This is a genomic window from Dapis hubbardiae BLCC-M172, assembly GCF_050016015.1.
Lineage (GTDB): Bacteria > Cyanobacteriota > Cyanobacteriia > Cyanobacteriales > Microcoleaceae > Trichodesmium.
Genome location: NZ_JBNHEQ010000298.1, coordinates 1 through 11,719, shown reverse-complemented (window position 1 = coordinate 11,719; position 11,719 = coordinate 1). Strand labels below are relative to the sequence as shown.

The window sequence follows — 11,719 nt, the reverse complement described above, 5'->3', positions numbered from 1 at the left end:
TTTCCAGTAGGACTTTCAGTCTTAAAAGCAATCATTTTCTTAGAATAACTTTGTACTCTCCAATCATTATCAATTAATAAATAATTATCCATTATTCATTATCCATTATCAATTCATTAGATTTCCGTACTTGATTCAATCCTCTTCACCAATGGATAATTGATAATCTCTAATTGATAATTAGATCTAGTTTTCATTATCCATTATTCATTGCACCGCTCAACTAAACTCAAACTTACTCAAAAATCTGAAAACTTAGTTGTTCGTAGTGGATCGATCGCTACAGGGTTAAACGGCAAACCCTTTATTCCTTGGTCAAAGACATCAGGAATTACTTTTTTAATTATATTCAATGACCCATTTACATCTGCATTTAATGATTTATTTTCCCTGGTTTTATACAACCCTCTTGTTACTCTTTTTCCACTAAATTTCGTTTTTTTATCTCCATATTTCGGTAAATTATCCCCATCTAAACAGCTCGATTGAGACGTATAAGATTCTTCTGTAATTATTACTTTTATTCCTCTTAGTTGGGCTTTATATGTTAACATCTCTATCAACCTACAATGAGGGATGTTCACAAATTGTTGATTGTTCTTTTTTCCTGATTTTATTTCTTGTTTCCAGGTCTGGTTATGCCCGATAATTAAGATTCCTATTTCATGCTTAATGCACCAATCTATTACTCTTTTACTGGCTGTATGGAGATAATTTTCTACTCGACAATTTCGTTTGTGAGTTAATTTTTTTAATCTACGATAATTACTTTGATTGTGGTTGGTTTTTAATTGAGATTGTAAACAAGAGCGCTGTTTATTATAAAATGTATTAATCGCTTTTAATGGTTTGCCTTTAATCAAAAGAGGTGCAGTTCCTGTTTGATTTGTCGTTACAGCCATTAAATTATTTACGCCTACATCTACTCCTGCTACTTGTTGATTTTTTGTGGTTTCCTCCGATTTTTCATAGACTATTTCTATTATGTAACAGCTACTTTTGGGGACGATTCTGGCCTCTATTATTTCTGTCTGTGAAGTGAGAATTTTTATTTCACTCATCGACAGATGACAAATTCCTTTTTTTAAGGCTTTGCGCGTAAATTGATTCATCTGGATATGGCAGAATATTTCGGCATGCATGTCTTATGTTTATATTTAGGAATTTTCGGTTTTCCTAAAAATTTACTAGGCTGTTTTTTCCATTCTTTTAAAGCAGAAAAATAACCAGTCCAACATCGATCTAATCTGCTAATAATTTGCTTACTTACCTTGGTAGGTAAAGCTTGATAATCAGAACTTTTAGATACCTGGTGATACAGTTCAGTAAAATTTAATTTCTTTTTATTAGTAAAGAAATATTGACGATAATAATAGTTAGCTAAATTAAACAGATTTTTAGACAAAAAAGCCTTGTGGTCAATTTCAGACCAAAAAGGATGGTTTTTCGTGATGACATGACGTTCAACTAGCTTCATACATTAATTGTAGCTGATAGCGACTCAAATAAAGACAACTGAACAAACTTACCCATTTTAGTTTAATAGCTCTAGTTATAAGTAAGTTTGAGGAACTTTAGACAATTTTTCGCTTTCTGTATTTACCAAAAAATGAGGTCTTTTGAAGGGGATAAAAAAATATTCAATTCAGTATTTCAAGCCTCCGACTTGAGTCGGAGGTACTGATAACTGTTAACGTCAGCGTTAGCGCTGCTCCTCTGGAAGAGGCAGCACCTCTGTTTGCGCAGCATTCCGCAGGAGGCTAACTGTTAACGTAGTTCCTCCGCAGGAGGCTAACTGAAATGACCCCTTTTAGCTTTTTGGCGGTTCATTTTTGAGCCGCTCTTGAAAATCCTCTATAGTCAATTTTAACCCTTCTTCGAGAGGAACAGTAGGCTCCCAACCCAAATATTTTTTCGCACGAGTAATATCTGGTTGTCGTTGTTTTGGGTCATCTTGTGGCAGAGGTTTATATGTTATCTCTGCATCTGGATTAACCATTTCTTGAATTTTCTGAGCTAATTCTAGTATTGTATACTCTCCAGGGTTCCCTATATTAACTGGTCCGATAAAATCTTGATTCATTAACCGGATAAACCCTTCTACCAAGTCTGAAACATAACAGAAACTCCTGGTTTGGGAACCATCGCCATAGACTGTTAATGGTATTCCTTTTAAGGCTTGTGCGATAAAGTTACTAACAACTCGACCATCATTTTCTAACATTCTTGGTCCATAAGTATTATGAGCAAAAATACTGTAACTTCCCCCTATAAAGTTCTCATAATTTGGCACGGAGAAATCGTAGACATAATCATCTATTTCAAATTCTTCCATACTTTCTATTTTTGCCCAGATAATATCACCTGTAGTTTGGGCTGATATTTTCTGCTGAATGTTAGACAAATTCTGGATATTGTTATCTTCTAATCCCTCTACTATTATCCGGTAAATTTGTTCTTCTTGTTCTTCTGTTTCTGAAACATCTGCTACTAATCCAAACTTAGCGAGAATCAATACTAACTTTTCAGCAACTAACTGACTATCACTATTAAATTCAAAGATTGAATTTCTTTGATTTTCTAGATTTTTACCTTCAGCAAATCCCTGTAAAAAGCTAATTAACTGTTTTTGAGGAAGTTGTAAAATCCAATTAGGAATATCTTTTTCTGTCTTCCCAAAATTCAACCCATCTCTAATTAAATCAACCAGGATTTTTGACTCAATACTTATATATCCTGCTTCATTAATTTCCGACTTACAGTCAAATATTCTTTCTATTACTTCTATTACTTTTGCTAGTTTCTCAGCTTCTCCTTTGAGCAACAGTTTATCTTGTACAAAACTTCCTTTAGCTACATAAAACCCTAATAACCATAAAAATTCTTCTATATTGCCGATACAATTTTTAACTGCTTTTGTAGATGAGTAGCAAACTTTTTCTTTTTCCGATAGAGGAAGTTCTAAATATTCCCATAGATGCCAAGGAATTTGATTTTTAGCTTCGTAGTTTTTCAGTGTGGAATAAAGTTGACTAGGATTTAAACCTTTTGCCAATAAATACTCCCGAATTTTATCTCCATATTTTTCTAGATAGGAAATTGTTTCTTCACTTTCTACAGATATTTCTTCTTTGTTTAATATCTTATCTGTAATCTGGAATGGTTGTAAAGGCTGTTCCAAAAAGCTGATATAACTGGGAACTCCTATTTCATCTCCCACCTTTAATTCATTTCCAAAAGCTGCTTGAGGTTTATTATTTTCATCCCTAGTAAATAAACTATGATCTTCTGTAATTTTTATCTCCTTACCCCAAACAGTTTTTATCTTAAAACCTTTCTTCTTGACGTGATGTTTCCAAATTGCAGAAATTGGTTTAATTACTGTTTGAGAATTTTCATCAAAACAAGGCACTGATACATTTGATATATCCCCATTAATTCTGTCATAACATTCAGCAAAAGTTTCATAATGAAGCTCTTCACCAATGTAATAAAGTACCTTTTGGTCTCCAGTCAAACTGTTAAAAATTCTAACTACTCGAATATCAACATTATTTTGACGATGGTAATCAAATGCCAAAGTTTCCGCTACTCGCTTGCCCTCGTCATAACACGATCGAATACCAATACAATTAACATTACCTCTATACTCTTCTGTTTGAGGATGTACATCCGGGTCTCCATATACCTCAGATGTGGAAGCCAAAAAGAATCTTGCTTTTACTCTTTTGGCTAACCCCAACATATTCAATGTCCCCATCACATTTGTTTTAATTGTCTTGACAGGGTTGTACTGATAATGTATAGGACTAGCAGGACAAGCTAGATGATAAATTTGATCTGCTTCTAATCTAATTGGTTCAGTAATATCGTGGCGAACTAATTCAAAATAGGGATGATTCAACCACTTATAAATATTGCGTTTAGTTCCTGTGTAAAAATTATCGAGACAGAGGACTTCATGGCCTTGTTCCATTAATCTATCGATGAGATGAGAACCAAGAAAACCCGCGCCACCTGTTACTAATATTCTCATTATTGCCAAAGAACTAGGATTATAATTTGTTGTGGTTTTCAATGGATAATTGAATAACCACATTAAATTCAATCATACACTAACAAAGTCTTGCTCTGAAATACTTTGTACCGTTAGCTTATCAAATCTTAAAAAAAACTACTTTCTTTCACTGGTGTTGCACAATCTAGATAATAATTATAAATATTTACCCTCTTTCACTACTTCTGTTCCTATTAGACATCTCCAGAAAAGAGGGAAAAGGGAACAAAGTCTTGCTCTGAAATACTCTGTAAAGCTAGCTTATCAAATCTTTAAAAAACTACTTTCTTTCACTGGTGTTGCACAATCTAGATAATAATTATAAATATTTACCCCCTTTCACTACTTCTGTTCCTATTAGACATCTCTAGAAAAGAGGGAACAGGGAACATATAACAGGTAACAGTGAGAAATAATTGACAATTTCTAGATCAGAATTGATTTTATTTTTCATTGTTGGAGATATCTATTAAGAACGAAACACTCCGTAGGGACGTTGCATGCAACGTCCCTACCTTAAAAACTCAAATCATACCCATACTTCAGCAATTCCCTTTGATTATTAATCTAATCGCAAAACTGCCATAAAAGCTTCTTGTGGTACATCAACTGTACCTAATGACTTCATTCGTTTTTTACCTTTGGCCTGTTTTTGTAGTAATTTTTTCTTACGGCTAATATCCCCACCATAACATTTAGCTAAAACGTCTTTCCGTAAAGCAGGAATATGCTCACTAGCAATAACTTTAGCGCCGATGGATGCTTGAATTGGTACTTTAAATTGATGACGGGGAATTAATTCTTTCAGCTTTTCTGCCAAAGCACGACCTACCCCATAAGCCTTATCCTTATGTACGATTACTGCTAAAGCATCCACTGGTTCAGCATTAATCATAATATCCAACTTCACCAAAGGATTCTCACGGTAGCCTATAAGATGATACTCCATACTAGCATAACCACGAGACCGAGATTTCATTTGGTCGAAAAAATCTGTCACTACCTCTGCTAAAGGTATTTCATATATTAAAGTAGTTCTACCCTGAGCAAGATACTTCATGTCCTTAAATACACCCCGTCGTGATTGACCCAACTCCATTAATGTCCCTACATATTCTTCTGGGGTAATCATTTCTACTTGGACATAAGGCTCTTCGATTTTTTCTCGATAATTAGGCTCTGGCAATAAGTTTGGGTTATCAACTAGGATTACTTCTCCTTGATTAGTAGTTACTTGATAAACTACTGATGGAGATGTGACAATCAAATCTAAGTTATATTCTCGCTCTAATCTTTCCTGGACAATTTCCATGTGGAGCAGTCCTAAAAAGCCACACCGAAATCCAAAACCCATAGCGCTTGATGTTTCTGGTTCATAAGACAAAGCTGCATCATTAAGTTTGAGTTTGTCTAATGCCTCTCGCAAATCTGGGAACTGGTCAGCATCGGTGGGAAATAATCCACAAAATACCATAGGTTTAGCTTCTGTGTAACCAGGTAGAGGAGCTTTTGCTTGTTTTTTGGCCAGAGTAATTGTATCTCCTACTCTGGCATCTTCTACTGCTTTGATAGCTGCTGAGAAATAACCTACTTCTCCTGCATGGAGTTCTTTTACTGGTTTTTGGGTAGGGGAGAGAACTCCTAAGTCATCTATGTCATATTCTTTTCCTGATGCCATAAGTCGGACTCGATCGCCTTTAGCAATAGTCCCATCCATGACTCGGAAATATACGATGACCCCTCGATATGGGTCATAATAACTATCAAATATTAAGGCCCGTAATTTTTCATCAATAGTATCTTGTGGTGGTGGTACTAATTGAACTATGGATTCTAGAATTTCAGGAACTCCTATTCCTTCTTTGGCAGATGCTAAAATTGCCCCCGAACAATCTAGGCCAATTATATCTTCTATTTCTTGTTTAACTCTATCTGGTTCTGCTCCAGGAAGGTCAATTTTATTTAAAACTGGAATAATTTCTAGGTCATGTTCCAAAGCTAGATATACATTAGCTAAGGTCTGAGCTTCTACTCCTTGGGAAGCATCTACTACTAATAAAGCACCTTCACAGGCTGCTAAGGAACGGGATACCTCATAAGAAAAATCTACATGACCAGGCGTGTCGATTAGATTTAATACATACTCTTTACCATCTTTAGCGCTATAATCCATGCGGGCAGCTTGTAGTTTAATTGTGATGCCACGCTCCCTTTCTAAGTCCATTGTGTCTAGGAATTGCTCTTTCATTTCACGATCTGCCACTGTGCCAGTTGCTTGTAGGAGGCGATCGGCTAGGGTTGATTTTCCATGATCGATATGAGCAATGATTGAAAAGTTACGAATGTGAGATACAGGAACTTTTGTCATACTTTTGTTAATAATTTGAGCTTCCGTGTTTTTCTTATGGTCTCGGTAAAATATATCTATTTTCTTAACATATTTTAATTATTGAAGTCGCACTCAGTAGTTAGCGGTTAACCTCTTCCTATCCCCTGGGGATGGGTCATGCTCCGCAAACATTTTGTCTAGCAAAACAGCTCTCAAGGTAGAATAATGGCGGATGCTAACCCATATCTAACCTACACCACTAATTTTTCGCTCTAACCATGGAAGACTTAAACCCAGCGATTTTAGCTAATAGCTGATGGCTTGTTAAATTTCTGGCCTTCCTTCATTTCTGTTCGAGTCACTGTTAAAAATCAAATATATTACTCGTAAATATGTATAAGATTATTTTCTGGTTTGACAAATCAATCTTTATGTGGTATTTTTACGAAAATATCTTTAAACGTAAATCATAAAAATACAAATTCATCATATTCCTTAAGTTAAATTAGTTAGTAGATATTAGTATATTATAGAAGTCTTCTAAATTTAGGATTGTCTTATTATGAATGAGCCTAAAGTTGATCGGCAAAAGTCTCTGGAGAAAGTCGAATTATCTATAAGTATAGACCCTAGGTTATTAGATCAAGTTAAGCATTTAACAAATGACCCTAGCAAAGTAATTGAAAGTGCCCTTCGTCAGTGGTTGAGAGGAGGACTGCCAGAAGATGAGTTAGCTCTAACCCTTCAGAGAAATCCCCCGATTCCTCCAAGAGGGGAATGGAATGATTAAAGTTTAAGCTTTTCTAAGTTTTCTAGTCTGTAATAATTGTGATTAATATTAATTAGATTATTTTAAAATTTGAGTGGGATGAGACTGATTTAGAAAATGGTAAATTATCTAAAGATTAGGATTAATTCACTCAATCTTTCATATAGTTAATTATTGATAAAAAATAATCTTGCGTCATTGTGCAATCCTAAACAATTATAGTTGCTATAGTGTCAAGAGAAATTAGTAAATAAAAAGATAACTATTGGTAAAAATTAATTTAGTGAGATAAAGTTATAATAATTTGAAGAATGTCAAAATATACTCCTTTGGGCGTAACTTATTATTCTTTACTGGGACTCCAACCAAAAGCATCTAATCAAGAAATTAGAAGAGCATATCGGGAATTAAGTAAGCATTATCATCCAGATACTACAGATATGCCACCAGCACTCGCCACTGCTAAATTCCAGCAAATTAATGAAGCTTATGCTACTTTAGTAGACTCCGAAAGAAGATTAGAGTATGATAAAAAGATTAGGCATTTATATATAAATGATTTTGAGGAAAGAGTTAACTTCAGCACTCATGTATCCCGTTCACAATGGAGAAATTTATCTAGTTACTTAGACCCTACAGATAGACCATTATCTGCGGGTGAATTATTTGCCCTATTGATTATGGGTCTTGCTCTCCTTGGTTGTTTGGTAATAGCTATTATTATAGGTCTCATGCGTCCTGAGTTAACTATCCAACCTATCGAACCACCAGGAATTTAAGTTATATATCTAGGCTTGATCTAGCATCCTTATGATAATTTTCTAATTCCATCAAATTTAGACTAGTTCGACCTGAAATTAATCAAAATATCCCAATTAAATTAAAAATTATAGAAGTTTTCATAATTCGTAAAAGATAGTAAGGAGATTTCATGGAAGATACCTAGTATTGCTACTGTTTTATATTAATTTAGTTAGTATCGTTTGTGTAAAAACTCAAGAAATATCTACCCTCCTAGGTTTAAAGTTTTTCCTGCTTTATTAGAACTTCTGACTTATGACTTGACCTCCACTATAACAATACCGATGTACCAGACTTGATATTAATTTTGTGGTTCATCCATGCCAAAACCGCTATATAATTAAGAGAGTATCAGAAAAATCGGCGTTGCTGAGTGGTAATGATTTTTATATTAAGTATCAACGAAAAACATAAGTTTTCCGATGTTACCTTCAGCTACTCACCATTACATTTCAGCAACGGCGAAAAATCTAGATATTTTTTGTTGTTTTGTAGAAATAAAAGAAATGGATCTTCCTAACCCAGATACTCCCTTATATAATCATCCTCTACCGAAAATTGAGCAATGGCTTCAAGAAAATGGCTGCCAACAAAATTCGGAAAAATTGCACTGTTGGTGGGTTGAAAGACCAGCTTGGAAAGCAGAGTTATTACTTGAAATAGATCAACTTACTGTACGTTATGTAGATGCAGGTATTGATGGTACTGATATTCAACGCTCTTTTAAATATTCCTTGGCTCGGCAGGATCTTGAAGCAGCAATCTTTTCCGGACCTTAGTTTCACTTCAATCAATCAGATTTTGCCAAATCTACGTTCACGTTGCTGATAAGCGGATAAAGCACGATGAAATTCAGGACGATTAAAGTCAGGCCAAAATGTCTCAGTTACATAAATTTCTGAATAAGCAATTTGCCAAAGTAAAAAATTACTAATTCGCATTTCCCCACTGGTACGAATTAATAAATCTGGATGAGAAATGCCAGTAGTATAAAGATATTGCTCAAAAATTTCTTCATTAATTTCTTCAGGTTTGAGCAGACCTTTTTCTACTTGAATGGCGATCGCTTGACAAGCTTGTATAATTTCTTGACGTCCCCCATAATTAGTAGCTACAGTAAACTTAATTCCCTGATTTGGCCTCGTCGTTTCCATTGAGTTTTTAATCTCAGCTTGTAAAGACAGAGGCAAAGAACTTAAATTACCAACAAATCTAATTTGAACATCTTCTGCCATCATCTCTTGTAGCTCTTGACGCAGAACTCTTTCAAACAAAGTCATTAAAAAATTAACTTCCTCTAGAGGTCTGCCCCAATTTTCACTAGAAAAAGCATAGGCAGTTAAGGCTTCTATACCCCAATCTCTACAGCATCGTAGTAGATCCTTCAGCGCCTCTACTCCACGCCTATGACCCATAATGCGAGGTAAACCACGATCTTTTGCCCAACGACCATTGCCATCCATAATCACAGCTACATGGTTAGGCAACCTTTCCGGTTTCAAGTCAACAGGTAAATCTTGTAAACAAGTTCCTTGATTCATCTTTTCTTTCGAGGAGCTGATGGACTTTGACGAAGTACCCATGAAATTAATCTCGATCCTTTTGATCCTATTTGACGTCCCAGACTAAGTATAGGGATTGAATTTGTATTTTTTTCACTACCGGATAGAAATAGACGTTCTTCTAATAACTCCTTTAGTTTATTACCTGTTAAAGGCCGATTCAAAGTTCCTTTTTCTGCTAGAGAAATAGAACCAGTTTCTTCAGATACCACTATACAAAGGCATTTTTCTACTTGTTCTGTAATTCCCATAGCCGCTCTATGACGAGTCCCTAGTTGTCTGGAAGCTATTCTTTCAGAGAGTGGTAGAATCACACCAGCCGACATAATCTTGCGTTCTCTAATTAGAACTGCTCCATCATGTAATAAAGTTTTTGGCTGAAAAATAGTTTGTAATAGCTCCTTAGAAAGTTCAGCATTTAACTTTACACCAGGTACAGAAAAATCTCTTTCATCAATAGGTCCATCTGTTTCTATAATTAACAAGGCACCTATACGATTTTGGGACAATTGTTTGATTGCTTCTACTATTACATCAATAATGTTATCTGATTCAGGTAGAACTCGGCGATCGTGTCCAAACATTTGTAGAATTTCCCCCTGTCCCAACTGTTCGAGAAATCTACGGAATTCTGATTGTAATATTACTGCCATTGAGACGGCAGAACCAATCACTAGGCTGTTGAGGGCAAAACTTAATAGTCTTAATCCTGCCCAATGACTTAAAGCAGAAGCCAACATTAAGACTATAAAGCCCCTTACCATCCATAATGTACGACGTTCCCCTATGATGACTAGCACCATATATATCAGGGCTAGAACCAGTCCAATATCAATACTATGTAGTAATAAGGACTTCATCAAGCCTGGGTCATTACCAAGACCCGATTTCATTGAACTTTAATTATTAATCTAGTGTCAACTTTTAATTTAGCTTTCTTGTTAAACTAAGTCAGGTAAGTTACCCTACCCGACTCGTCTTTAGAACCGGACTTGAGACTTTCACCTCATCCGGCTCCTCTCTTAGCCGTCCTTTTTCATAGGCACATCATGCTTTAAAATTAACATATCGTCAATCCATACATAATTTTCAGGTAAGTCCTGTGGCCTAAATTTTGGATATGTCTTTTTATCTAAAGCCGTTTTACTGTCGTGGCAATGTCGGTGTAACAATTGTTTATTTTTATATGTGTTGTCACCACCTTTAGACCTTGGTTTTATATGGTCAATTTCCATAAGGTCAGTCGGGCTAAAGGTTAGTCCACAAAATGCGCATTTATTCTTTTGCCGTCTTAACAGCGTTGTGACTTCTTTCCTTACACCTGGATATTTACCGATTCTATTACTCCAATAAGTCCAATCGCCGTCATAAGGGGATTTATTACCTTTTACTTTAATGTGTCTTACAATAGGAACATCTGAGTGTAGGTTTAGTATATATTCGCCGTCATTAAGCAACCAATTTCTGGTTTCTTTACAATGAGGAAAATACTTTTTCTTCACCCATTTAGCCGACTTATTTGGATGCCTTCTACTTGCCCATCGCCATAATCTTTTCCATAGAAGCATATCCATTTTTGCAAATGTCTTCTTACTGACTACGGTTGAGAAGTAGTTACACCATCCTATGATTACCGGATTTAGTTGAACTATCAAAGCTTTGGTCGGAATGGTTTTACGTTTATCGGATATATTATCCGCCAGTTTCCGATAATGAGTTTTGATACTCTTGGAGGATGGTTTAATCAGCGTCTTAAATCCTTGTTTAGTTGACTTAACCTTCCATTGCCTGATTGTGAATCCTAAGAAATCAAATCCGGGTTTATTACCTTCATATTCTTCCAAGGTTTGGGCAATTTTGGTCTTTTCTGGTTTTAGTTCTAATCCTATCTGGTTTAACCATTCCTGTATTACGGCTTTTGATTGTAACACTACTTTGATATCTTCATGTAGGATTACAAAGTCATCGGCGTAGCGTACTAGAGTGATCCTTTGGGCTTTGCTACTTGGACTTAATTGCTTACCATTCCATTTCATATAAGTGGTTTTGGCAAACTCTTTTATCCTTTTTTCCATACCGTGTAGGGCGATGTTTGCTAGTAAGGGACTAATTACCCCGGACTGTGGTGTACCTTCCATGTTTGTTATCAAAAACTCAGGCTCTTAACCATTGTTTGATTAATCGTCTGTATGGTGTTTGGC

General features: G+C 35.4%; 9 protein-coding genes and 3 pseudogenes. 3 read left to right on the top strand and 9 right to left on the bottom strand.

The window, feature by feature from the left end:
* Positions 1-239: 239 nt before the first annotated feature.
* From ACP6PK_RS27880 to lepA, 6 genes and pseudogenes are all read right to left on the bottom strand, one after another.
* Positions 240-1,112 (bottom strand): RNA-guided endonuclease InsQ/TnpB family protein, encoded by an 873-nt coding sequence (locus ACP6PK_RS27880; protein ID WP_426564572.1) that lies wholly within the window; start codon positions 1,110-1,112, stop codon positions 240-242.
* Positions 1,109-1,477: a transposase gene (locus ACP6PK_RS27875; protein ID WP_426564570.1), complete on the bottom strand. Its 369-nt coding sequence runs from the start codon at positions 1,475-1,477 to the stop codon at positions 1,109-1,111. Before ACP6PK_RS27875 ends, ACP6PK_RS27880 begins: the two co-directional genes overlap by 4 nt.
* 333 nt (positions 1,478-1,810) lie before the next feature.
* Positions 1,811-2,242, bottom strand: a pseudogene (locus ACP6PK_RS27870) (GDP-mannose 4,6-dehydratase); the annotation flags it as partial.
* Between the two features lie 3 nt (positions 2,243-2,245).
* A pseudogene (locus ACP6PK_RS27865) lies at positions 2,246-3,517 on the bottom strand (GDP-mannose 4,6-dehydratase); the annotation flags it as partial.
* Positions 3,518-4,036: pseudogene (locus ACP6PK_RS27860) on the bottom strand (GDP-mannose 4,6-dehydratase); the annotation flags it as partial.
* A 583-nt stretch (positions 4,037-4,619) separates the two neighbouring features.
* On the bottom strand, positions 4,620-6,425 hold the full coding sequence (gene lepA, locus ACP6PK_RS27855) for a translation elongation factor 4 (RefSeq protein WP_426564568.1): 1,806 nt from the start codon (positions 6,423-6,425) through the stop codon (positions 4,620-4,622).
* 523 nt (positions 6,426-6,948) lie between these two features.
* Between lepA and ACP6PK_RS27850 the strand changes: the two genes are divergently transcribed.
* The 3 genes from ACP6PK_RS27850 to ACP6PK_RS27840 all read left to right on the top strand — a co-directional run bounded on the left by ACP6PK_RS27850 (position 6,949) and on the right by ACP6PK_RS27840 (position 8,735).
* Positions 6,949-7,176, top strand: coding sequence for a type II toxin-antitoxin system CcdA family antitoxin (locus tag ACP6PK_RS27850; RefSeq protein WP_094675454.1), 228 nt, complete (start codon positions 6,949-6,951; stop codon positions 7,174-7,176).
* A 290-nt stretch (positions 7,177-7,466) separates the two neighbouring features.
* The gene (locus tag ACP6PK_RS27845; RefSeq protein WP_426564566.1) at positions 7,467-7,934 is read left to right on the top strand and encodes a J domain-containing protein; all 468 of its coding nucleotides are present in this window, start codon (positions 7,467-7,469) and stop codon (positions 7,932-7,934) included.
* 528 nt (positions 7,935-8,462) lie between these two features.
* The gene (locus tag ACP6PK_RS27840; protein WP_094673211.1) at positions 8,463-8,735 is read left to right on the top strand and encodes a DUF3143 domain-containing protein; all 273 of its coding nucleotides are present in this window, start codon (positions 8,463-8,465) and stop codon (positions 8,733-8,735) included.
* A 15-nt stretch (positions 8,736-8,750) separates the two neighbouring features.
* On the opposite strand, the gene uppS is transcribed toward ACP6PK_RS27840, so the two are convergent.
* The 3 genes from uppS to ACP6PK_RS27825 form a co-directional block, all read right to left on the bottom strand.
* Positions 8,751-9,497: a polyprenyl diphosphate synthase gene (uppS, locus tag ACP6PK_RS27835; protein WP_426564564.1), complete on the bottom strand. Its 747-nt coding sequence runs from the start codon at positions 9,495-9,497 to the stop codon at positions 8,751-8,753.
* The gene (gene cdaA, locus ACP6PK_RS27830; RefSeq protein ID WP_094673210.1) at positions 9,494-10,411 is read right to left on the bottom strand and encodes a diadenylate cyclase CdaA; all 918 of its coding nucleotides are present in this window, start codon (positions 10,409-10,411) and stop codon (positions 9,494-9,496) included. Before cdaA ends, uppS begins: the two co-directional genes overlap by 4 nt.
* Positions 10,412-10,540: 129 nt before the next feature.
* On the bottom strand, positions 10,541-11,656 hold the full coding sequence (locus tag ACP6PK_RS27825) for a group II intron reverse transcriptase (protein ID WP_426564562.1): 1,116 nt from the start codon (positions 11,654-11,656) through the stop codon (positions 10,541-10,543).
* Positions 11,657-11,719: the final 63 nt, after the last annotated feature.

What these genes read in the sequence shown, in the direction of transcription:
- ACP6PK_RS27880 (WP_426564572.1), bottom strand. Translation starts at nt 1,112, where the DNA reads ATGAATCAATTTACGCGCAAAGCCTTAAAAAAAGGAATTTGTCATCTG.
- ACP6PK_RS27875 (WP_426564570.1), bottom strand. Translation starts at nt 1,477, where the DNA reads ATGAAGCTAGTTGAACGTCATGTCATCACGAAAAACCATCCTTTTTGG.
- lepA (WP_426564568.1), bottom strand. Translation starts at nt 6,425, where the DNA reads ATGACAAAAGTTCCTGTATCTCACATTCGTAACTTTTCAATCATTGCT.
- ACP6PK_RS27850 (WP_094675454.1), top strand. Translation starts at nt 6,949, where the DNA reads ATGAATGAGCCTAAAGTTGATCGGCAAAAGTCTCTGGAGAAAGTCGAA.
- ACP6PK_RS27845 (WP_426564566.1), top strand. Translation starts at nt 7,467, where the DNA reads ATGTCAAAATATACTCCTTTGGGCGTAACTTATTATTCTTTACTGGGA.
- ACP6PK_RS27840 (WP_094673211.1), top strand. Translation starts at nt 8,463, where the DNA reads ATGGATCTTCCTAACCCAGATACTCCCTTATATAATCATCCTCTACCG.
- uppS (WP_426564564.1), bottom strand. Translation starts at nt 9,497, where the DNA reads ATGAATCAAGGAACTTGTTTACAAGATTTACCTGTTGACTTGAAACCG.
- cdaA (WP_094673210.1), bottom strand. Translation starts at nt 10,411, where the DNA reads ATGAAATCGGGTCTTGGTAATGACCCAGGCTTGATGAAGTCCTTATTA.
- ACP6PK_RS27825 (WP_426564562.1), bottom strand. Translation starts at nt 11,656, where the DNA reads ATGGAAGGTACACCACAGTCCGGGGTAATTAGTCCCTTACTAGCAAAC.